This window comes from Streptomyces tanashiensis, assembly GCF_014648895.1.
GTDB lineage: Bacteria > Actinomycetota > Actinomycetes > Streptomycetales > Streptomycetaceae > Streptomyces > Streptomyces tanashiensis.
Window position 1 is genome coordinate 21984 of record NZ_BMRZ01000021.1, and the last position, 22853, is coordinate 44836.

A 22853-nucleotide genomic window follows, 5' to 3' on the forward strand; every position below is an offset into this window, starting at 1 on the left:
GGCACCCGGCTCAGGTTCCGGGGAGGATACGGCGCGTCTCGTAGGCCCACATCGCGATCTCGACCCGGTTGCGGGCGCCGAGTTTGGCCATCAGGCTGGCCAGATGCGTCTTCACCGTGCTGAGGCTGATGTGCAGTGCATCGGCGATCTCGGTGTTGGTCAGCCCGCGGGCGACGGCGAGGAGCACCTGCTCCTCGCGGGCGGTGACCGGGGAGACCGGCTGGGCCACGGGCCGGCCGGCGGGCAGGTCCGCGAATGTCTGGAGCAGACGGACGGTGACGCTGGGCGCGATGAGCGCCTCACCGTCGGACGCCGACCGTACGGCCTGGGCCAGAAGGTCCGGTCCCGTGTCCTTGAGGAGGAATCCGCGGGCGCCGGCACGCAGTGAGCCGTAGACGTACTCGTCGAGGTCGAACGTGGTGATGACGACCACGGCCAGCGGGTCGGCGACGCCCGGGCCGGCGACCATCCGGGTGGCCTCGAGACCGTCGATCACGGGCATGCGGATGTCGAACAGGCAGACGTCGGGGCGCAGCTCGCGGGCCAGACGTACCGCTTCCTGTCCGTCGGCGGCCTCGCCGACCACCTCGATGCCGGGCTGGGCGTTCAGCATGATCCGCAGCCCGGTGCGGATGATGGTCTGGTCGTCAGCGACGAGGACGCGGATGGGCACCGCTCTCGGTCCTCCCTCTCGGCAGTTCGGCTTCGACGTGCCAGCCCTGGTCGGCGCCGGGGCCGGCTTGTAGTGTGCCGCCGAGCAGCGTCGCGCGCTCGCGCAGTCCGGTGAGTCCGTATCCGGCACGGCCTCGGCCGGTGCGGTGGCCGTTGTCGCGCACGCTCACCCGTACCGTGTGCCGTTCCGCGGTGACCCGGACGACGACCTCGGTCGCGTTGACCGCATGGCGCATGGCGTTGGTCACCGACTCCTGCACGATGCGGTAGACGGCCGCGTCCACGGCCGGGGGCAGCGTGTCCAGGTCGCCGTCGAGACCCAGGTCGACCCTGAGGCGACCACCCGGGGTGCGCACCAGGCGCTCCAGATCCGCGACGCCGGCAGGCGGCGCCAGCTCGGCGCCGGCCCCGCGGTCGCGCAGCGCGGCGACCATGGCTCGCATCTCCTCCAGCGTGCGCGCCCCTTCCTCCTCGACCCCCTCCAGCGCCTCGACGGCGGCGGACGGGTCGGTGCCCGCGAGCACCCGGCCCGCCTGGGCGCTGATCACCATGGCCGACACGTGGTGGGCCACCGTGTCGTGCAGTTCCCGGGCGAGCTGCTCACGCTCGCGGGAGCGTACCTGCTCCAACTGCCGCTCGCGAGCGGTCCCCCAGAACCGCACGGCGGCCCCGATCAAGCCGGGCAGCGACAGGAAGACGAAGCCCCCGACCTGCTCGGCGGCCGGGGTGTCGTCCGCGACGACACCCAGCGCGAAGGCCGTGAGGATCACCGCGCTGCCCAGCACGATCTCCCGTCCCGATCCCCACCGGGGCAGCGCGTACACCAGTACGAGCACGACCATGCTGGTGTCCAGGCCGACGTGCTCGCGCGGTGCGCCGACCAGCGAGGCCAGCTGGAGCAGGATCACCGAGCCGAACCCCAGCGTGACCATGGCCAGTGGGCGGGTCCGGCGCCACAGGGGCAGCAGGCACAGCCATACGGCGAACACCACCGCCACCGGCCGCCACACGACGTTCTCGCGCAGGGTGGCCTCCAGCACCACAGCGCCCAGGCTCACGGCGAGCAGCGCCCAGTCCCGCCACACCCGGGCGGGCGCGTCGGGCGGCCGGGGTTCGGTCCACAGGGTTCGCAGGTCGTCTCGCAGCACGGTTCTCAGCTTAGGGGCCGCGCCGTGCCGCGCATCGGCCGAAAGGACGGGGTGCCACTCAGCCCCGGGGCCGACGGATCCGCGGCCCGCAAGCCGATGCCGCGGAGCGCCGCGGCGACGAACCTCGGCATCGGCGGCCGTACAAGGACGGCCGACGAGGTGGTTGGAGGACCCGATGCTCTCGAAAGCCCTGTTGCGCCTGGGCACAAGCGCCGCCCGCCATCCCTGGCGGGTGATCGCGGCATGGCTGATCGCCGCCACGCTTGCCGTCCTCGCCGCGATCGCCATCGGTGGGCGGACCGCGGACTCGATGACCGCTCCGGGACTGGACTCCCAACGGGCCGCGCAACTGATCGAGCGGGCCGGCACCGGCCAGGAGGGCATGACCGCCCAGGTGGTCGTCACGCCTCTCGACGACGGTGCGACGTTCTTCGACGACGACGGCGCGCGCACCGCTCTCACGCGGCTGCAGACCGAGGTGCAGCGGCTGCCGCACGTGCTCGGCACGAGCGACCCGGCGAGGGCGCTCGACGCGGGCCGGGACACCGCCGTGCGCGGCGGCCTCGTCTCGGCCGACGGGCGGATCGCGGTCGTCCGGGTGCAGTACCCCGACCAGAGCCGGCTGTCGGCCGACGACCTCGACGCCCTCGTCGAGCTCGGCGACCGGCTGCGCGCCGAGCTGCCCCTGCGTATCGAGATGGGCGGGAGCCTCTTCTACGCCTTCTCCGACCCCGACGGCGGCGTGAGCGAGCTGATCGGCCTCCTCGCCGCGGCCACGATCCTGTTCCTGGCGTTCGGTTCGCTCGTCGCCGCCGCGCTTCCGATCGGCATGGCGGTCTTCGGACTGACCGTCGGGGTCGCCACGATGACGGTACTGGCGGGGGTCACGGACGTCCCCGCCTTCGCACCGGTCCTGGGCAGCATGGTCGGGCTCGGAGTGGGCATCGACTACGCGCTGTTCGTGCTCGCCAGGCACCGGGAGTACCTCGCGCGCGGGCTCGACCCCCGCGAGGCGGCGGGGCGAGCGGTGGCCACGGCGGGGAGGCCCGTGGTCTTCGCCGGCGGCACCGTCGTCGTGTCGATCCTCGGCCTGGCGGTCGCGAACGTGCCCTTCATGACGGTGGGCGGGCTCGCCGTCTCGATCGTCGTCCTGATCATGGTGCTCGCCTCGGTGACGCTGCTGCCGGCCTTCCTCGGCGCGGCGGGCCCGCGCCTGGCCCGGGCCGGCCGGATCGGCCGGGCTCTGCAGAGCAGGAAGCCGGGCCGACTCGCACGGCGGCGGGACCCGGCGGCAGGCGCGGCCCACGCCGCCGGGTGGCGTCGCTGGATCGGGCACGTCAGCCGGCACCCGGTGCCGTACGCGGTCGGCGCGGCGGGGCTGCTGCTGACCGCGACGCTGCCCGTGCTCGGCCTGCGCGTCGGCCTGCCCGACGACGGCTCGCTGCCCCACAGCCGTACCGAGCGCCGGGCCTACGACCTCGTCGCCGAGGGGTTCGGCCCGGGCACCAACGGTCCCCTCGTCATCGCCGCGGACCCCGCCGGTGATCCGGGAGTGCTGGACCGACTGGTGACAACGGTCGCGGCGGATCCGGGCATCGCATCCGTCGCGCCGACGCAGATCGATCGAGCCACCGGCATCGCGACCCTCGTGGTGTTCCCGACCACCAGCCCTCAGGACAAGGCCACGACCGACACCATCGCCCGGCTGCGCACCGACGTGCTGCCCACGGCGATCGGGAACGGCCCGGCCAGGGCCCACGTCGGCGGCGCCGCCGCGAGCCTGTCCGATGTGGGCCAACGCACCAGCGAGCGCCTGCCGTTGTTCGTCGCCGCCGTGCTGGCGATGTCGTTCCTGCTGCTGATGCTGGTCTTCCGCTCGATCCTCGTACCGCTCAAGGCGGTACTGCTGAATCTGCTGAGCATCGGCGCGGCCTACGGCATCATGGTCGCGGTCTTCCAGTGGGGCTGGGGAGGCGCACTCATCGGGCTGGAAGCGACGGTTCCGATCGTGTCGTTCATCCCGATGTTCCTCTTCGCCATCCTGTTCGGCCTGTCGATGGACTACGAGGTGTTCCTCCTCTCCCGCGTACGCGAGGAGTACCTGCGCACCGGCGACAACCGCACGGCGATCGTCGAGGGCGTCTCGCGCACCGCCCGGATCATCACCTCGGCGGCCCTCATCATGGTGGCGGTCTTCCTGTCCTTCGCCGTCGCCGAGGACCCCTCCACCAAGATGTTCGGGCTCGGCCTGGCCACCGCGATCTTCATCGACGCCACGGTCGTACGCATGGTGCTGGTACCGGCGACCATGACACTCCTCGGCCGGACCAACTGGTGGCTGCCGAAGTGGCTGGACCGGATGCTTCCCCGCGGCCCGGTCGGCACCGACGCGGAATCCACGGGTGAGGCCCCGCGTCCACGGCTGGTCGACCGTTGACTCAAGTCCTGCGCGCCCTGGGCGTCCGGCACCTCAGCGCGTCACCTCGACCATGCGCTCGGTCGTTCCCGCGGCGGCCTGAATCGGTGGGCGAGGCGCTCGATCTCCCCGAGACGGGCTCCAGCCCTGGTGCCGCCCCGGCGGCCGGGGCTCAGGAAGGACGTGCGAGCATCGCGAGTCGGCTCGTCGTGCGGTCCAGGTCGCGTGTCAGGGCCTGGCCCTCGGGGAGGGTAGCCAGCGGGTCGGCACCGATGAGGACCAGACGGACGTCGCGGTCGCAGGCGACGTCCACGAGGTTCGCGAAACGCTGCCGTCCGTCCGCCGAGGCCTCGGCCAGCGGGGGGACGCAGTCCAGGACCAGGGTGTCGAACCGTTCGGCGAGGGCCAGGTAGTCGGGCACCGCCGTCGCGGTCTCGCACAGCGCGTCGAAGCCGAACCACGCGAGTTCACCGCGGACGGCGCGCGCCGGGAGCTCTCGCAGATGAGCCGGGGCGGTCGTGGCCTCCGCGGGGGCCGGGACGATGAGGCCCAGCGCCTCCAGGGCGGTGTCCCCCGGGGCCACGCACAGGCCCGTCGCGAACCGGCGGCCGCCTGCCTCCGGCCGGGGCGCCTCCAGTCGGCGGAAGTCCACCGGCCCCGAGACGTCCAGGACGTCCATCCGTTCCTCTATGAGCTTGATGGTGGGCTCGAACAGGTGGTGGTAGAGCGGGTCCGGCATCAGCCCGGCGGGCGGGTAGTTGGAGGTGGTCACCAGGGTGATCCGGCGGTCGAGAAGCGTCCTGAAGAGGCGTGCGATCAGCATCGCGTCGCCCACGTCGTGCGCGTGGAACTCGTCGAAGACCAGGACCCGGCTGTCCCCGATCAGCTCGTCCAGAGCGCTGTCGACCGCGCTCTGCCCGTCGTGGCGGGCGCCCGGTCGGGTCACTCCGTCGTGCAGCCGCCGGAAGAAGTCGTGGAAGTGCAGGCGGCGTTTGCGCCCGCCCGGCAGCCCTTCGTAGAAGGTGTCCACCAGCCAGCTCTTCCCCCGGCCCACCGGGCCCCAGACGTACAGGTCACGGGGCGGCCTGGGGAACGTCCAGGCCGGCCGGGCGAGTTCGGCCGCCAGGCGGGCCAGACGCTCGACGGCGGCCTCCTGCGCGGGGGCGATCGAGAATCCGCGCCGCGCCGCGGCCTGGTGGAAGTGACGGCGCATGGCCTGCTCGTGCTGGGGCAACGGTCTGCTCATCCGTTCGTACGCTGGAATTCGGGTGGGGCCACGGCCGAGGGGCCACAGCGGGTCGGGGCGCGGCCGAGGGGCAGGCGGGTACGGGGCACAGCCGAGAGGTCAGGCGGGTCCGGGGGTCGCGGTGGCCGGTTCCAGGACGTCCACCGTCCCGCGGCCGCCGTCCACACGGATCCTGTCTCCCGTCCGGATCCGGGTCGTGGCGTTGCCGCAGCCGACCACCGCGGGGATGCCGAGCTCCCGCGCCACGATCGAGGCGTGCGATAGGTTCGCGCCGACGTCGGTCACGATCGCCGAGATCCGTGTGAACAGGGGCGTCCAGCCGATGTTCGTCACGGTGGTCACCAGGATCTCGCCCGGCCTGATGACCTCGCCCTCCTCCACGGTGGCGACGACCCGGGCGACGCCCTCCACCACGCCGCCGGACGCGGGCGAGCCCGCGACCGTGTCCGTGGCGGGGGTCGTGTCCTGCGCGTCGAACACGTCGGCCCGCCGGTTCGGGTCGGCGGCCCAGGTCTGCGGGTCGAACTCGCCCCGGATCAGGGTCGGATAGGTGGGAAGCGCGCGGTAGCCCTCGTACGCGGCACGCCGGGCCGGCACGGCGGCGAGCGGGGTCCGGTCACCGCCGAGCACGGTGAGGATCTCCTCGCGGGACAGGAAGAACAGCTCGTCCCCCGCCCCGCTGACCTCGCCGGCGCGCAGGACGAACGTGCGCAGCAGCCAGAAGACGCGGGCGACCTCGGTACGGGCGGCCTCCCGCAGGCGCGCCGAGGCCGCCCAGCCGTCCACCTCGGCGCGTAGGCCCGCCACCCGCCGGGGGTGTGCAGCGGCCAGGCGGTCCCATGCCGCCGCGCGGGCCGTGGCCTGCCGTGCGAGCCGCAGTGCCGCGTCCTCCTCGACCGTGCCGAGCGCGGCGAGCTGCCGGTCGATCCACTCCGGGTCGTCGGCGGGCCGCGGGAGGGACACCTCGAACTCGTGCGGGCCGCGGTGACCGTACGTACGGCTGTAGGTGTCGCGGTCGGTCTCACCGCGGGCGAGGCGTTCCAGGGCCAGCAGCGGTCCCATGCTGGCCAGCTGGCCGTCGTCGCCGAGGCCGGTGGTCATCAGGTCGGCGTCCTGTTCACCCACCAGGGACTCCAGGCTGCCGCGTACCTTGACGAGCGTGTCGCCGCCTTGGCGGGTGGCGGCCTGGAGCATGTGGCAGCAGCGGCGGAAGTACGGCGCGATCTCCGCCTCCCACAGGGCCGACAGGTCTCCCGCGTTCGCCGCGGCGGCGACACGGGCGCGCAGTTCCCCGCAGCGCTCGGGCGCCTCCTCCAGGAACGCCGGCAGCTGCTTTCCGTTCGCGCGAATGCGGCTCATCACCGCGAACGCCTCACCGAGGGTGTCCCGCCAGACCCGCAGCCTGGACGCGGGCAGCAGCGGAATGGTCATGCCGTCCGGAAGGCGCCCGAAGACCAGCTCGTTGGCCCGGGCGAACTTCCGGCCCTGCCCGAACGCGGCCGCGAGGGTGGCCGTGACGCTGAGGTTCATGTAGAAGCGGCCGCCGATGTTCCCGTACATCGGACGTCCTTCGAGGCCGGCCCCGACCATGACGTCGCCCATGAACGCCTTGACGAACGACCAGGTCGCGGGTGTCATCACGTCCGGGACGGCCTCGCCCAGGTTGGCGCTCGTCCAGAGGGAGTCGGTGCCGGTGCTGTCGTTCCACACCTCGGGCCGGGGTGCGGCGACCGTGGTGATCGGGCGGGCCTGGAGGATGCGGAAGGAGCCGGCCTCGCGCGCCCACTCGACGTCGCGCGGCTCCCCGTACAGCTCCTCGATGGCGAGTCCGAGCCGGGCCAGTTCCCCGGCCTCCGCGGTGGTGAGGACCGGGGCTTCGCGCAGGTCTGCGGGGACGGGCTGTTCAGTGGTGCCGTCGGCGGTCGGAACGGTCATCACCTCCTTCGCGGCGATACGTTCCTCCACGACGGCAAGGGTCGCCCGGTCGACGACCAGGGTGTCCGGGGTGACCAGCCCGCTGACGACGGCTTCACCCAGCCCCCAGGCCGCGTTGACCACGAGCCGGTCGGCACGCCCGCCGAGCGGGTCGACGGTGAACATCACCCCGGCGGCGTCCGCGGCCACCAGCTCCTGCACCACCACGGCGAGCGAGACGTCCTCGTGCGCGATGCCCGCCCTGGCGCGGTACGCGAGGGCGCGGTCGGTCCAGAGCGACGCCCAGCAGCGCCGGACTGCTTCCAGCAGGGCGCTCTGGCCGGTGATGTTCAGGTAGGTGTCCTGCTGGCCGGCGAAGGACAGGTCGGGCAGGTCCTCCGCCGTGGCCGACGACCGTACGGCGACCGTGCGCGCGCCGTCGCCGAGTTCCGCGTACGCCTTCGAGATGGCCTGCTCCAGGGCGGAGGGCAGCGGGCCCTCCTCGAAGAGTGCCCGGATGCGGGCTCCCGCATCGGCGCCGGTGTCCGGGGTGCTGTCGGGCCCGGATGCGGCGGTGAGCTCCGCACGGATGCGATCGGCCACGCCTGTCGAGGTGACGAACTCCCGGTACGCGGCGGTCGTGACATGGAACCCGCCCGGTACCGGCAGTCCTGCGCGCGCGAGCTCGGAGAGGGCCGCCCCCTTGCCGCCCGCCGTCTCCAGCGTCGCGGTCGCAGCGTCCAACGACAGCACATGGCCCATGACCTGATCCCCCGACTCGGCCTCGCAGAAAGGATCATGATGGCACCGGGACGGGCCTCATGAACAGGCCTGACTGCGAAGCAGCGCCTCTATGAGCGCCCCTCGCGCCCCGCTCGGGAAACTGCCCTGCGGGGGTGGTCGTTGTCTCTCCGTACGAACCGACCGCGACTCACTCGCATTGCCCGATGCTTTCGCAGTTCGTGCAGGTGTCGTTCCCTGCTCCGCCCAGAGCTGTGTCCACGTCGCCGCCGCCATCGAGGTGGTCGTCTCCGTCACCGCCGTTGAGGTCGTCACTGCCTCCGCCGCCGTTGAGGCGGTCGTTGCCGGAATCACCGTAGAGGTGGTCCACGTGGTTGGAGCCGTTGAGGATGTCGTCTCCGTCTCCTCCGTGAAGAGCAGCACTGAGCCCGGTGAAGTGGGAGACCCTGTCGTTGCCGTCTCCGGCGTACACCGCGATCCGCTTGACTCCGTTCGGGCCCTCGGTGGAGAACGTGTCGGGCTGGGTGACGTTGTCCGCGAAGTCGTAGACCTTGACCGCGCCGAACGCATCGCCGCCGTGGATCACGATCTCGTTGTCCACGCCCGGCGCCGCGGTGACGATCAGGTAGTTGCCGAAGAGTTCGTACCGGATGCTCGTATCGGCGGGCAACGCGCCCACCGCTGCTGGGGCTTGCGTCGCGAAGACCGGCGCGACCGCCGTGACGGCGACGACCGCGAGGACGCGCGCGCACGTGAGGTGCCAACGCATGGGAACCACCGCTGGAGTGAATGCGAGACGAGGTGAATGCGCACCTCGGCCATCGACGGATCAAGGCCCGGGCATTCGGTAGGGCGATATCAGCCCGCAGAATCAGCGTCTCACCATGACCGGTCGGGCGCACGCGCAGGAATCAAGCGATCGGGAACCCGATGGTCAGCGTCCTCGCGGCTTTCCTCCCGGGAGTGCGGAGGGTGGTGGCCGTGCGGTCGACCCGTTCCGGGCCGACCGCACTCTCACCGGTGTGCCGGGGCGGCTGGAGTCACTCGGCAGGGTGGAGGGGGATGTCGAGGTAGGACTCGGCGCCCGTCGGTGAGGTGATGTCGATGGTGAACACCGGGGTGGTGGCGTTGTCGTAGGTGAAGAAGGGGTCGTGGGTGTCGATCACCAGCTGGAGCTGGCGCCCCCTCTGCACGGGGTAGTGGGCGGGCTGGAGCGGGAAGGTCACCGTGGTGGCCCTGCCGGCCTGCTCGGCGGTGAAGGTGTACGGGGCGGAGGTGATGATGTTCGCCCTGTTGGTGACCGGGTTGTTCTCCAGCAGGTAGGCGACGATCGTGGCGTCCGCCTGCTGGGGCGTCACTGTCAGCCGCAGTTCCAGGTCGCCCTGGATGAGCCAGGACTGCGCCAGCGGCGCGGTGGTGAAGACCGCCGCGAGGCCACGGTCGATCTCGGCTGTCTTGTAGGTGTGGGGCAGTCCCAGGCGCTCGGACAGGCCCGTCTGGACGAGCTGGGGCGCGACGACGATGTCGGTGCCCGTGCCGGTGGCCTTGACCGAGCGGGTCCAGCCCGCCGCCGCGTCGCCCTCGACCAGCCGCCCGTCGCTCTGCCCGGCGGCGGCGTCGGCGAGGTGGAACCGCTTCTTCGGCAGAGCGAAGTCGTCCCAGGCGGCGTGACGGAAGTCGGAGAGGGGCTGGAACATCTGCTCCGAGCGGACGTCGAACCGCGGAGACTCTCCGTCGCCGGCGGTGCCGCCGAGGTGATGGTCCATCCACCGGTACGCCATGGCCGTGGGCTTGGCGATGAGGCCGGCCAGGCCCGGGAGTTCGGGGTTGCCGTGGTCGCCGACCTGGACGAGGAGTGTCTTGGGGCTGGTCAGGTTGTTGTGGAAGTCGATGACGGCGGGCACGGAGAAGATGGTCTCGTGCCAGGTGGTGGTCAGCAGGATGGCCGTATTGCTGTCGTTGTACTGCGACAGGTAGGTCCTGGGCGAGCGGACCCGGGCGAATTCCCTGACCTCGTCGTCGATGGTGTTGGCCCGGATCTTCTGGATGATCTCGCGGAACTCCGGCGAGCACCGGTCCTCGCCGAACAGCTTCACGAGCGCCTCGAAGGCCGCGACGTGGCGGGTGCCGTTCTCGTACAGCGAGGCGAAGAGGTCGGCCCAGGCACTGGTGCCCGCGACGGCCTTGATCCGCCGATCCTGCGCGGCCGCCAGCAGGCTCGTGCCGGCGCCGTACGAGGCGCCGAAGAACCCGATCCGGTCCGGGTCGACACCGTCCTGCGCCACCAGCCAGTTGATCACCTCGGTGGCGTCCGCGACATCTTGGGGTCCGGCGACGTGGATCTCGCCCGTGGACTTGGCCAGACCGCGCTGGCTGTAGGCCAGGACGACGTAGCCGCCCTGCGTCCAGCGGGTGATCATGCCGAGGTAGGCCCGGTGCCCGATGCCGATCAGCGGGGCCGGCAGCACGACGGCGGGGCAGGCCTGTCCGGGGGCGAGGTTCTTCGGGACGCTCAGCGAGGCGTCCAGGACCGTGCCGTCCGCCATGGTGAGCGAGACCTCCGAGTACTGGCCGATCTCCGCGTAGATCTCGTACTCGTCGGCCAGGCCCCACTGGTCCAGCCGGCCGATCCGGCGCGGCGACGGGTCGAGGAGCGCCTCACGGATCGCGTCCAGCCTCGCGAGATCTTCAGCCGAGAGGGCGAACAAGGCATCCGTGGTTCCGTCAGCAGACATGGCTGTACTCGCATTCTATGAAAGGGATGGTGACGAGGTGTCGGACACATACTCACCTCCCCCAAGATCACCCCAAGGCAGAGTTCCGCTCCGGCCACTCGAATGAATGAACGGCGCTGCACAAACCCCGAAAAGCACAACAGGCCAGAGGTTGACCGAGAAGGGCCAGGCACGGCCGAAGACGTCGGTCAGCGGGGCTCGGATGACGCGCCATGTGCTGCGGCGGGACGCCGCACGGTCAGGGCGGCTACCTGGCGAGCGACCATCTCGGAGGAGTTCAGCTCACACAGCTGATCCCACGGGGCCGTCTTGACGATCTTTCTTCGAACGGGCGCAACCGGCGCCCCGTCGAAGCGCGTCGGCAGTGGGAGGAGCTCACCCGATGACGACGATGACAGGGAACGAGAACAGCGTGAATCAGGACCGAGTACTCGAAGCCTTTCGCCAGGAATGCGGGGCCCTGACCGATGCCGTGTCAGGACTCTCCCCGGCCGAGTGGAGCCTTCCGACACGCTGCACTCCCTGGAGCGTGCTCGACCTGCTCGGGCACGTGTGCGTCGTGATCGACTGGCTTCCGGCCATGCTGGACGCTGCGGCGCCCGACAGGCCGGAGATCTCGGCGGCGGAGTACTACCGCCCGGACGACCGCTTCTCGCCCCAGACCAACGAAACCCGCATCACGCTGGCCCAGGGCCGTGCGGGACGGTCGGCCGACGGCGCCGCCTTCGCCGAGGACTTCGCCGCGACCTGGCAGCGGGTCGACCGGCTGTGCCGGGTCCAGCCTGTCGGCCGGACCGTACGAACGCGTCACGGCGACGCCATGCTCCTGTCGGAGTTCCTCCTCACCCGCGTGGTGGAGGTCGCCGTCCACGGTCTCGACCTGTCCGACGCGCTCGGTCGCAAGCCCTGGCTGACCTCACCCGCCGCCGACGCCGTGACGGAACTGCTCCTCGGCACGGACGCTAGGGCGGCCACCGAGGAGCTGGGGTGGAGCCGGACGCGCTTCCTGCGCAAGGCCACCGGCCGGGAGCCGCTGGCTGCGAAGGAGGCCCGGCAGATCGAACAGCTGGGCCTCCGATGGCTCGCCCTGGGCTGACGGGCCGACCCGCTCTTGATCTCGGGGTGTGCTGGTCCGATGGTTCGGCACAGGTGGGTCGGCCGGTTATTCGTACCGGTACTTCAGCGAATCCGCCTCCGCCTGCTCGATGTCGGCGATCGTCAGCTCCGGCATCCTCAGCTGGGCCAGTGTCACCTCGGCCGAGGTCGGCTGGGCGTCCGTCGGCAGCCACTGCTCCGGCTTCCAGGCCCCGCTGCGCAGGAGCGACTTGGGGCAGTGCGGGTAGACCTCCTCGATGCCCACGACCAGCGCACTGGCCGGCGGCTTGCCCACGGCGGTGAGCTGCGACAGCAGCTCGGGGCGGGTGGAGACGCAGGCCCGGCCGTTCACCCTGAGCGTCGTGGTGCGCCCGGGAATGACGAACAGCAGCCCGGCCCGCCCGGTGGCGATGACGTTCTGCAGGGTGTCCAGACGCTTGTTGCCGGTCGCGTCCGGTATCGCCACCGTCCGTGCGTCCAGGACGGCGACGAACCCGGCGGGGCCGCCGCGCGGGGACACGTCACAGTTGCCCTCGGCGTCCGCGCTGGCGACGAAGACCAGCGATGAGCAGCCGATCAGCCGCCGGGTCTGTTCGGTGAGTTCGGTCATCTGCTTGCGCACGGCCGTGTCCTTGGGCCGTTCGTAGACCCGGCGCAGCGCGTCTTGGTCGGGAACGGCGTCGAGGCGGAGCTCGTCGAAGGCGCTGCCGGCAAAGGGTGTTGTCATGCTCTGGACCCTAGTGGGCCCGGCCTTCGATTGATCTTGTGCAGCACGAGAACTGCCGGCGCTGTCAGAGGGCGGGGCTACGGTACGTCGTCGTGGACATGGGTGATCTTGACCATCGCGTCCGGACGCAGTCCGGCTGCATCCCGCCGGATCTGGTCTCCCGGCTTCTCGAACTCGGGCATGTCGAGGAGGTGGAGTTGTGGGCCGCGCGTGGGGAGTGGTTCTGCGCGCAGGGGTGGGCGCGGCTGCTGGGCGGTCAGGGCCTGGAGGAGCGGGCGCTGGAGGTGCTCGCCCCGTATGTCGACACGGGCTGGTGGACGGCTGTGAGTGCCACGGTGGAGCTGCTGGAGAGCTGGGGGCGGGCCGGCGAGGCGATCGCGCTGTCCCGGTCACGTATGGAGGCCGGGCATCCGCTGGCGCTGGAGTTCCACGCCCGGCTGCTCGCACGCCACGGCCAGGCCGACGAGGCGTTCGACTTGCTGCGGCCGCACATTCAGGACTGGTCGGTCGCCACGGCCCTGGTCGACGTCGCGGACACGGCAGGCCGGGACGAGGAGGCCGCGGAGCTGCTCGCGGAGCACATCCCGGACGACCACAGGTGCGCGGACCCGTGGTGCTGCCGCGGCCTCGACCCCGACATGGCGATCGGACTGCTCGCCACGATCCGTGAACGCCAGGGACGCGTCGACGACGCCGTCACCCTGCTGCGGACCCGGGACAAGACCGCGCTCAACAACCGGGACCAGCTGGCCGACCTGCTGGCCCGGCAGGACCGGATCGAAGAGCTGCGTGCGTACGCGGCGACCGAGCCTCTCGGAATCGCCGCGCGGCGTCTGGCGGAGCTGCTGGAAGAGCGCGACGACGTGGAGGGCGCGATCGCCGTGTACCGGCAGGCCGGTGATGCGTCCTGCCAACCGACGAACGTGGCCGTGGATCTCGCCCAGCTCCTGGCGCGCCACGGCCGGGGCGCGGAGGCGGTCGCGGTGATGCGTGCCCAGGCCGATGCTCCCGGCGGAGCCGAGGACTGGGTCGTCCACATGCTCTGCACCCTCTGTGCCGACCAGGGCCGCCCCCAGGAGGGCCTGGCCTACCTCGACGCCCTCAAGGCACGTCGCCACGGTGAGGAGGAACGGGAGCTCTTCTGGATCCGGCTTCCGCTGATGGCCGCCTGCGACCGTGTCGACGAAGCCGTCGCACAAGCCGGAGCCCACCCCGAAGGCGACGATCCGTACGCGGTGTCGCACGTCGCCCGCCTGCTGGCCGGCGCCGGACGTCTCGAGGAGGCGGTGGCCGCCCTCGAACCCCACTCGCCGGCCAACAGCCACGCCCTGGCCGGGTACCTCATCGAGCTCGGTCGTGTGGAGCAAGCCATAGCTGTCCTTCAGCAGGACCGACCCGAGCCCCCCGCACCCACACCCGGCCCCTGGCACGACACACCGCCATTCTGAGGAGTCCGCCGGGGCTGCGCACGTCGCCGACCTCTGCGCGAGACTGCCCCTCGCCCTGCGCGTCTCGGCCGCACGACTGGCGACCCCCCGGACCCTCACCGTGGAGGCGCTGGCCGAGCGACTCGTCGCTCACGGTGCCCGGCTCGACCACCTCGCCCTGCGGGCGCTCGACGGGACCGACGCCCTGGTTCTGCCGGAGTTCCACCGCCTGGTCGGCCCCCGGCCCACGCCCGGGGGAAGCCACCACCCCGCACCGGGGCACCGCAGCCCGTACGAGGCACCGGGGGCCCGCGACCACCGGGACTTCTAGGCCGTCTAGCAGCCGCGCCGGGCGAGCCGCCGGCCAGGCCGTCGCGCCCGTTCCCCAGGCGCCGCCCCGTCCCACCCCGGCCTGTCGCTGACCCGGATCTCCGGCCCATCGCCCCCGTCACCGACCTGGATCTCCGGCCCGGCCACCGCCCTCGACCTGGGTCTTCGGCAGGCCCGCAGCCTCCCGCCACGGGCGCCCGCGAGCCGCTCGGTGGTTGGGTCGTCCCCGAAGTGGGACTCTGAAGAGAGGGTCCGTGCCGACGAGTCTCGGGAGGCCCGAATGGGACGCGACGTCCCGGCGCTGGAGTTCACCCGTGACGACCGTCGCCGGTTCCGGAACAAGATGCACACCTGCCTCGACGTGTTCGCTCAGATGCTGAGGGAGTCACGGTTCGATTTCGAGCGGCCGCAGGTCGGGCTGGAGATCGAACTGAACCTCGTGGACGAGACCGGGGAGCCCGCCATGCGCAGCTCCGACGTCCTCGAAGCGATCGCGGACCCGGCCTGGTCGACCGAGCTGGGGCGGTTCAACCTGGAGATCAACATCCCGCCGAGGCAGCTCATGGCGGGCGGCCCGGGATCCTGGGAGCAGGAGATCCGGGACGCGCTCAACCACGCCGAGGAGAGGGCCGCGGCGATCGGGGCGCACCTGGTGATGATCGGGATCCTGCCGACGCTGGAACTGAAGGACGTGGGTCCGGCATCGCTGTCCGAGAACCCTCGGTACCACCTGCTCAATGAGCAGGTCTTCGCCGCCCGGGGCGAGGATCTGCTGATCTCGGTGGACGGGGTGGAGAGGCTGCGTACCTACGCGGAGACGATCACGCCGGAGGCGGCGTGCACCAGCACGCAGTTCCACCTGCAGGTGTCGCCGGACGAATTCGCGGACTACTGGAACGCCGCGCAGGCCATCGCCGGGGTGCAGGTCGCCCTGGCCGCGAACTCTCCGTTCCTCTTCGCCAAGGAGCTGTGGCGCGAGACGCGTATTCCGCTGTTCGAGCAGACCACCGACACCCGGCCGGAGGAGATCAAGGTGCAGGGAGTCCGCCCCCGGGTGTGGTTCGGCGAGAGGTGGATCACCAGCGTCTTCGATCTCTTCGAGGAGAACGTGCAGTACTTCCCGGCGTTGCTGCCCGTCTGCGAGGACGAGGACCCTCAGCAGACGCTCGACCACGGCGGGATCCCCGAACTCGCCGAGCTCACCCTGCACAACGGGACGGTCTACCGGTGGAACCGTCCCGTCTATGCCGTCGTCGACGGCGTACCGCACCTGCGGGTGGAGAACCGCGTGCTGCCCGCGGGTCCCACGGTGGCCGACGTCCTGTCCAACGGCGCCTTCTACTACGGCCTGATCCGCGCCCTGGTCGACGAGGACCGGCCCGTCTGGTCGCGGATGTCGTTCTCGGCGGCCGAGGACAATCTGAACGCCGCGGCACGCTATGGGATCGACGCGCAGCTGTACTGGCCCGGGATGGGCGAGGTCCCCGCGACCGAACTGGTTCTCCGCCGCCTGCTGCCGCTGGCGGACCGCGGGCTGGAGCGGGTGGGTATGGACGCGGCCTGGCGCGAGCCGCTGCTGGGGATCATCGAGCAGCGGTGCGTCAGCGGCCGGAACGGCGCGGTGTGGCAGTCGGAGATGTTCCACCACATCCACGACATCGGCCATGTGAACCGGCATCAGGCGCTGCGGCGGATGACGCAGCAGTACCTCGACTACATGCACATGAACGCTCCTGCGCACACCTGGCCGGTCGATTGAGGCGCGAGCGGACGAAACGGCGCTCCTGCCCGGACATTCGGGCAGGGGCGCCGTCGTCTCCTCAAGGTGCGACCGCGTCAACCCGGTCCGGGCGGTCGTCCGGTGCCGGGCAGGTGCCGCTCCTTCCGCGCCGGGTCAGGTACGGGGTACGCAGGGGGCGCAGCAGGCCGGTGCGGGTTCGACGCAGAGGGTGACGGAGTCGGTGTTGTCGGAGGGGTCGGGGTCCTTCTCGACGGCCGTGACGGTGGCCGTGTTGGTGAGGCGTGCGGGCCTGGTGGCCTTCGCCCGCAGGGTGAGGGTCGCGCGGGCGCCGACAGCCAGTTCGCCGACCGACCACTGCCCCGTCTCCGGGGCGTAGGCGCCGACGTCGGCGTCGGCGGACAGGAAGGCGAGTCCGCTCGGGAGCCGGTCGGCGACCACCACGCCGGTCGCCGGGCTGGGACCGGCGTTGTGGACGGTCAGACGGTAGGTGACGGTCTGTCCGACGGTCACGGTGGTCGCGTCGGCCGCCTTCGTCACGTCGAGATCAGCGGCCGGCCTGACCTCGGTCACGGCTTCGTCGGAGGTGGACGTCAGCGGTTCCGGGGTGGGCCCGAGCCGGTTCTCGTAGGTGGCGACGGCGGTGTTGGTCACCCGGGTGCCCGCCGTCTCCAGCCCCAGGGCGACCCGGTACTCGACGGTGGTGCCTTCGGGCAGGGCGGCGGTGTTGGCCAGACTGCCGCCCTGGGAGGCGGAGGCTCCGGTGCCCAGCCGGAAGACCACCGTGTCGCTCCCGGAGTCGTACGCGGCCTGGTCATCACCCGCCTGATCGGTCTTCACGCCCGCGTTCGGACCGTCGATGACCCGCAGGGAGCCGGGCACGTACGTCGTCCCCGGCGGCAGGACGTCGGTGAGGGTGAGCCGCTCGGCGGCCCCGCCGCCCTCGTTCCTGACGGTGATCCGGTAGGTGACGACATCGCCGACGTCCAACGGACCGGCGGGTACGGCGGTCTTGGTGAGCACCACGTGCGGAGCGGTACCGAAGAAGACGCCGTCGAGGAAGTTGCCGATGCCGCGGTTGCCGCCGGCCGCCGAGACGGAACGGAAGGCGAAGCGGGTGGTGGTCTGCCCGGCCGGGACGGTGTAGGTGCCGGTGTAGTAGCCCCACGCCGTGTTGCCGTCGGTGAAGGTGCGCTGCTCGACCACGCTGCCGGGGACGCCGATGTCCAGGGCCATGGTGTCCTGGCCCTGCCGGCCGCGGTGGTGGAGCCGCCAGTACAGCTTGGTGCCGGGGGTGGTCGGCAGGTCCTGGTAGAGGGTGGAGACCTGGTTCGCGTTGAGTTCGGCGAACTGCTCGCCCTCCGCCGAGGGGACGCCGTTGAAGCCGGAGTGCCACACCTCGACCATGTGGTCGGTGGCGGTGGTGAGCCAGCCCGGGACGTGTCGCGGAGCCTGGGTCTGGGAGGCGTCCGGCAGGAAGGCCATGTCGGTGACGGACGGCTGCTCGAAGCTTCCGTTGACGAGGGCGACGCGGAGCGGGACGGAAGGAGGTGTGCTCATGGGTGACATCTCCGATCGTTCGACGGTGCGCGATGGGGCCCCCGCGCCCCGGAGTCCGCGTTGCGGTCAGGACGGGGTGTGAGAGCCCGGAACGATCGGTAGCTCAGCGTCCCCGCGGCGCCGCGTACAGCCGGGGTGGGAGGGGTCCCGGCCAGCGCCGACGGGCGGGTTTACCCCCATGGACATCGCGCGCCACGGCGCTGCCGCCCCTCACCGGTCCCTCCCAGTGACCCCTCCGGCCCTTCCTGAATCACAGCTAGCGCACGTACCTCTCGTACTGACCGGATGCCACCGCCCTCTGGCACTCACACGCCACTGGAAGGAATGAATTACAGGCCCTCGAATTGACGAACGCGCGTTCCAGGCGGGTCGTGGCGACCGTCTGGGTCGGTCCGGAGGGAGAGAAGGCGGCCGCGTCCCGGCGCCCTCAGGGAGAGACCCGGTCCTGGAGGGCCGACTGCCAGGCGGGGGCGGGGGTGGTGGGCTTGGTCTCGGGGCGTCGGCCGCCCTGGGCGAAGAAGTCGACCAGCGGGAGCAGGGCGGCGCCGACGGTGACCGCCTCCGGGCCGAGGGTGCCGAGACCGATGCCGGTGCGGCTGGCCGGGTAGCGGAGCGCGTACTCCCGTGCGTAACCGTCCACCGTCTCCAGGAAGCGGGTGCCGAGCTGGAGGCCCGCCCAGCCGCCGACGAGGATGCGCTCGGGCTGGAAGAGGTTGATGAGGTCGGCGAAGCCGGCGCCCAGGTACTCGGCGGTCTCCTCCAGGACCGCGAGCGCCGTGGCGTCCGGCTGCGCACCCGGGTCCGCCGGGTACGCCGCCGCCAGCATCGCCGTGAGGGCCGTCTCCTCGTCCGCGCCCGCCGGCGGCTCCCCGCCGGCCTCGCGCCACCGGTCCAGGAGGGCCTCGGCTCCGGCGTAGGCCTCCAGGCAGCCCTGGGCACCGCAGCGGCAGCGGCGCCCCCGGACCCGTACCGTCAGATGTCCCCACTCGATCGCCCGGCCGGGCCCCATCGGGTCCGTGAGCACACAGGCGCCGACGCCCGAGCCGAAGAGCACGACCACGGCGCTGCGCGCACCCCGCCCGGCACCGAACCACATCTCCGCCTGGCCCAGGGTCTTGGCGCCGTTGTCGATCCAGTAGGGGACGTCCTCGGGCAGGTCGACGGCGGCGCGGAGGAGACGCTCGAAGGGGACGGCGTCCCAGCCGACGGTCTGGCCGTGCACGACGTCGCCGTCCTCGGCGTCGCGGGCGACGATGCCGGGGACGCCGACCCCGACGCCGATGAGGCGGTCGGCGGGCACGTCCGCGGTGCGCAGCACCTCGGCGATGCCCTCGCGGAGATGGGCGACGACGAGGTCCACGTCGTAGCGGGCCGTGCGGGGTCCGGAGCTGGCCAACGCGCGTTCGGTGCGGGCGAGTTCGGTGAGGGTGAGGTCGAACAGCTCGATCCTGACCCTTGTCTCCCCGATGTCGACGCCGATCATGAAGCCGCTGCCGGGGGTGATCCGCACGAGGGTGCGGGGCCGCCCGCCGGCGGAGTCGACGCTGCCGGCCTCCTCGACGAGGCCTTCGGCGACGAGTTCGGCGACCACGTTGCTGACCGATCCGGAGCTGAGGCCGGTCGCCGGACCGAGCATGAGCCGGCTCATCGGTCCGTCGAAGTACAGCCTGCGCAGAACGGCGGTGCGGTTCTCGCGCCGCAGGTCACGCACTGTACGGCCAGTTCTCGCGTGCACGTTGGTCCCCGTCTCTGAAGTGGTTGCTTGCAACATACCCGCAGTACAAGCCTTGACGCGACCTTCTCATGGGGTTTAACTCACATCCTAAATTAAGCCGGTGTTACGGCGAGGCCTCCAGTCGCTCACCCCATCGGCACTCCCCTCGTCCCCGAAAGGGCCCAGGAGCCATGCGCAGAATCAGAGCCGCTGTCACCGGTGCCGTCACGCTCTCCCTCGCCTTCACCGCCACCGCCTGCGGGGGCGGTGAAGGGAGCGAGGCGTCGCCGAAGACCCTCACCTACTGGGCCTCCAACCAGGGCTCCAGCATCGAGGTCGACAAGAAGGTCCTGCAGCCCGAGCTCGACCAGTTCGAGAAGGAGACCGGGATCAAGGTCAAGCTGGAGGTGGTCCCCTGGTCCGACCTGCTCAACCGGATCCTCACCGCGACCACGTCCGGCCAGGGCCCCGACATCCTCAACATCGGGAACACCTGGAGCGCCTCCCTGCAGTCCACCGGCGCCCTGCTGCCCTGGGACGCGAAGAACCTCCAGGCCATCGGCGGCAAGGACCGCTTCGTCGACTCCGCGCTCGGCTCCACCGGCGTCACCGGCCAGGACCCGGCCGCCGTCCCGCTGTACTCCATGGCGTACGCGCTCTACTACAACAAGCAGATGTTCAAGGACGCCGGCATAGCGAAGCCGCCGACCACCTGGGACGAGGTGATCGCGGCCGGCAAGAAGCTCAGCAAGAACGGCAAGTCCGGCATCGGCGTCGAGGGCTCCAACCTCTCCAACAACATCCACCAGGTCTTCGTCCTCGGCAAGCAGCACGGCGCCGACTTCTTCACCGCCGACGGGAAGCCGGACTTCACCTCCGACGGGGCCGTCGCCGCCGTCAAGCAGTACGTCGACCTGATGGCGGCGCAGAAGGTCGTCGCCCCCGGCAACGCCGAGTACGCCCAGAACCAGTCCCTCAGCGACTTCGCCAAGAACAAGACCGGCATGGTCCTGTGGCAGACGCCGCAGCAGACCTTCGCCTCCCAGGGCATGGCCCCCGACGACTGGGGCGTCGCTCCCGCCCCGGTTCCCTCGGGCAAGCCCGGCCAGGGCACCCAGACCAACTCGATGGTCGCCGGCATCAACATGGCCGTCTTCAAGAACACCAAGAACCTCGACGGCGCGCTGAAGTTCGTGAAGTTCATGACCAGCGACGAGGAGCAGATCCTCCTCAACAAGGCCTACGGCTCTGTTCCGCCGGTGAAGAGCGCCCAGAAGGACCCCGTCTTCGCCGACCCGTCGCTCACCGTCATCCGGGAGACCCTCGCCGCCAGCGCCGCGGCCCTGCCGCAGGTTCCCGAGGAGTCGCAGTTCGAGACCGTCGTCGGCACCGCGGTCAAGGAGCTCTTCGCCGACGCGGCCGCGGGCCGTCCGGTCACCACGGAGTCCGTGAAGGCCAAGCTCGAAAAGGCCCAGCAGCAGATGCCCAAGAAGTAGGCCGCCCCACCATGACCGAAACCGCCGTCACTCCCCCGAGTGAGCGGGCGGTGCGCAAGGCCGCACCCGGAGAGGCACGCGCACCACGCCGCTCCGGGCGTCGCCGCATCGCACTGCCGTACCTTCTGCTCCTGCCCGCTCTGCTCCTCGAACTCCTCGTCCACCTCGTCCCGATGCTCATGGGCATCACCATGAGCTTCAGGGAGCTCACCCAGTTCTACATCCGGAACTGGTCGGAGGCCCCCTGGTCGGGTCTGGACAACTACACCGTCGCGATCGACTTCGACGCCCCCGTCGGCCAGGCCCTCCTCAAGTCCTTCGTGACGACCTGCGGCTTCACCGTCCTCTCCGTGGGGCTGTGCTGGCTCCTCGGGACGGCCGCCGCGATCTTCCTCCAGGAGAACTTCCGGGGCCGCGGCATCCTCCGGACCCTGTTCCTCGTCCCGTACGCCCTGCCGGTCTACGCCGCCGTCATCACCTGGGCCTTCATGTTCCAGCGCGACAACGGCCTCATCAACCACGTCCTCCACGACCAGCTCGGCATCGGCGACAGCCCCGCCTTCTGGCTCATCGGGGACAACAGCTTCTGGGCCCTGCTCGTCGTCTCCGTGTGGAAGGGCTGGCCCTTCGCCTTCCTCACCGTCATGGCCGGGCTGCAGAACATCCCCCGGGACATGTACGAGGCGGCGGCCCTCGACGGGGCCGGCGTGTGGAAGCAGATCCGGCACATCACGCTGCCGTCGCTGCGCTCCGTCAACCAGGTCCTCGTGCTCGTCCTCTTCCTCTGGACGTTCAACGACTTCAACACGCCGTTCGTGCTCTTCGGCAAGGCGGCGCCCGAAGCGGCCGACCTGATCTCCCTCCACATCTACCAGTCGTCCTTCCAGACGTGGAACTTCGGCACCGGCTCGGCCATGTCCGTCCTGCTGCTGCTGTTCCTCCTCGTCGTCACGGGCGTCTACCTCCTGCTCACCACCCGCGGAAGGAAGACCTCCGATGTCTGAGCACGCCTCCCGGCGCACGGTGCACCGCTCCCCCATGGCGGCACCCCGCTCGTTCCTGTGGACCCGGCGGATCTTCCTCACCCTGCTCACCACCTTCGTGGTGCTGCCGGTGTACGTCATGGTCTCCAGCTCCCTCAAGCCGCTGGAGGACGTCTCGGGGAAGTTCGAGTGGATCCCCTCCGGGCTCACGCTCCGCCCGTACGTCGACATCTGGGAGACCGTCCCGCTCGCCGACTACTTCGTGAACTCGATCGTCGTCGCCGGCGCGGCCACCGTATTCTCCGTCGCCGTCGCGATCTTCGCCGCGTACGCCGTCAGCCGCTACACCTTCCGCGGCAAGCGGGTCTTCACCGTGACGGTCCTCTCCACGCAGATGTTCCCCGGCATCCTCTTCCTGCTCCCGCTCTTCCTCATCTACGTCAACATCGGCAACGCCACCGGCATCGCCCTCTTCGGCTCCCGCGAAGGCCTGATCCTCACCTATCTGACCTTCTCGCTGCCGTTCTCCATCTGGATGCTGACCGGCTACTTCGACTCGATCCCGCGCGAACTCGACGAAGCCGCCAAGGTCGACGGCTGCGGTCCGATCAGCGCGCTGTTCCGCGTCATCGTCCCGGCCGCGTCCCCCGGCATCATCGCCGTCGCCGTCTACGCCTTCATGACGGCCTGGGGCGAGGTCCTCTTCGCCTCCGTCATGACGAACGACACCACCCGCACCCTCGCCGTCGGTCTCCAGGGGTACGCCACCCAGAACGACGTCTACTGGAACCAGGTGATGGCCGCCTCCCTCGTGGTCAGCGTCCCCGTCGTCGTCGGGTTCCTGCTCCTCCAGCGCTATCTCGTCGCCGGCCTCACCGCAGGTGCGGTCAAGTGACGCCCCTCTCCACACC

At 70.9% G+C, this 22853-nt stretch carries 17 protein-coding genes; 8 read left to right on the forward strand and 9 right to left on the reverse strand.

Annotated features, from left to right (window positions below; genetic code table 11):
• Positions 1-10: 10 nt before the first annotated feature.
• Both IE237_RS36250 and IE237_RS36255 read right to left on the reverse strand, forming a co-directional pair.
• On the reverse strand, positions 11-673 hold the full coding sequence (locus tag IE237_RS36250) for a response regulator (protein ID WP_189806440.1): 663 nt from the start codon (positions 671-673) through the stop codon (positions 11-13).
• Entirely contained in the window at positions 648-1820 is a 1173-nt protein-coding gene (locus IE237_RS36255; protein ID WP_189806441.1) for a sensor histidine kinase, read from the reverse strand. Before IE237_RS36255 ends, IE237_RS36250 begins: the two co-directional genes overlap by 26 nt.
• 175 nt (positions 1821-1995) lie before the next feature.
• On the opposite strand from IE237_RS36255, the gene IE237_RS36260 reads away from it, so the two are divergent.
• Positions 1996-4257 (forward strand): MMPL family transporter, encoded by a 2262-nt coding sequence (locus IE237_RS36260; protein ID WP_189806442.1) that lies wholly within the window; start codon positions 1996-1998, stop codon positions 4255-4257.
• A gap of 151 nt (positions 4258-4408) precedes the next feature.
• Here IE237_RS36260 and zapE read toward each other — a convergent pair whose 3' ends face one another.
• From zapE to IE237_RS36280, 4 genes are all read right to left on the reverse strand, one after another.
• Entirely contained in the window at positions 4409-5482 is a 1074-nt protein-coding gene (gene zapE / locus IE237_RS36265) for a cell division protein ZapE (RefSeq protein WP_189806443.1), read from the reverse strand.
• Between the two features lie 99 nt (positions 5483-5581).
• Positions 5582-8158 (reverse strand): PEP/pyruvate-binding domain-containing protein, encoded by a 2577-nt coding sequence (locus IE237_RS36270; protein WP_189806444.1) that lies wholly within the window; start codon positions 8156-8158, stop codon positions 5582-5584.
• Between the two features lie 169 nt (positions 8159-8327).
• The gene (locus tag IE237_RS36275; protein WP_189806445.1) at positions 8328-8906 is read right to left on the reverse strand and encodes a hypothetical protein; all 579 of its coding nucleotides are present in this window, start codon (positions 8904-8906) and stop codon (positions 8328-8330) included.
• 271 nt (positions 8907-9177) lie between these two features.
• A complete protein-coding gene (locus IE237_RS36280; protein WP_189806446.1) occupies positions 9178-10872 on the reverse strand; it encodes a CocE/NonD family hydrolase in 1695 nt (564 codons plus the stop codon).
• 382 nt (positions 10873-11254) lie between these two features.
• On the opposite strand from IE237_RS36280, the gene IE237_RS36285 reads away from it, so the two are divergent.
• On the forward strand, positions 11255-11968 hold the full coding sequence (locus tag IE237_RS36285; protein WP_229843891.1) for a maleylpyruvate isomerase N-terminal domain-containing protein: 714 nt from the start codon (positions 11255-11257) through the stop codon (positions 11966-11968).
• 66 nt (positions 11969-12034) lie between these two features.
• Here the strand turns inward: IE237_RS36285 and IE237_RS36290 are convergent, their stop codons facing one another.
• Positions 12035-12694: an MSMEG_1061 family FMN-dependent PPOX-type flavoprotein gene (locus IE237_RS36290; RefSeq protein ID WP_189806447.1), complete on the reverse strand. Its 660-nt coding sequence runs from the start codon at positions 12692-12694 to the stop codon at positions 12035-12037.
• 98 nt (positions 12695-12792) lie between these two features.
• On the opposite strand from IE237_RS36290, the gene IE237_RS36295 reads away from it, so the two are divergent.
• The 3 genes from IE237_RS36295 (at position 12793) to IE237_RS36305 (ending at position 16210) form a co-directional block, all read left to right on the forward strand.
• Complete coding sequence (locus IE237_RS36295; RefSeq protein ID WP_229843892.1) at positions 12793-14142, forward strand: tetratricopeptide repeat protein; 1350 nt, start codon at positions 12793-12795, stop codon at positions 14140-14142.
• Between the two features lie 100 nt (positions 14143-14242).
• Complete coding sequence (locus IE237_RS36300) at positions 14243-14452, forward strand: hypothetical protein (protein WP_189806449.1); 210 nt, start codon at positions 14243-14245, stop codon at positions 14450-14452.
• 279 nt (positions 14453-14731) lie between these two features.
• A complete protein-coding gene (locus IE237_RS36305; protein WP_189806450.1) occupies positions 14732-16210 on the forward strand; it encodes a glutamate-cysteine ligase family protein in 1479 nt (492 codons plus the stop codon).
• Positions 16211-16345: 135 nt separating this feature from the next.
• Here the strand turns inward: IE237_RS36305 and IE237_RS36310 are convergent, their stop codons facing one another.
• Together IE237_RS36310 and IE237_RS36315 are read right to left on the reverse strand one after the other, a co-directional pair.
• On the reverse strand, positions 16346-17749 hold the full coding sequence (locus tag IE237_RS36310; RefSeq protein WP_189806451.1) for a CLIPPER-2 domain-containing protein: 1404 nt from the start codon (positions 17747-17749) through the stop codon (positions 16346-16348).
• Between the two features lie 427 nt (positions 17750-18176).
• Positions 18177-19484 carry an ROK family transcriptional regulator gene (locus IE237_RS36315; RefSeq protein ID WP_189806452.1) on the reverse strand — a complete coding sequence of 436 codons (1308 nt, stop codon included), beginning with the start codon at positions 19482-19484 and terminating at the stop codon, positions 18177-18179.
• Positions 19485-19654: 170 nt separating this feature from the next.
• Here IE237_RS36315 and IE237_RS36320 point away from each other — a divergent pair, with 170 nt between their 5' ends.
• From IE237_RS36320 to IE237_RS36330, 3 genes are read left to right on the forward strand one after another with little or no spacing between them, the layout of a single operon-like run.
• Entirely contained in the window at positions 19655-20959 is a 1305-nt protein-coding gene (locus IE237_RS36320) for an ABC transporter substrate-binding protein (protein ID WP_189806453.1), read from the forward strand.
• Positions 20960-20970: 11 nt separating this feature from the next.
• Positions 20971-21963: a carbohydrate ABC transporter permease gene (locus IE237_RS36325; protein WP_189806454.1), complete on the forward strand. Its 993-nt coding sequence runs from the start codon at positions 20971-20973 to the stop codon at positions 21961-21963.
• Between the two features lie 34 nt (positions 21964-21997).
• Positions 21998-22837 carry a carbohydrate ABC transporter permease gene (locus IE237_RS36330; protein WP_189806536.1) on the forward strand — a complete coding sequence of 280 codons (840 nt, stop codon included), beginning with the start codon at positions 21998-22000 and terminating at the stop codon, positions 22835-22837.
• Positions 22838-22853 lie beyond the last annotated feature (16 nt).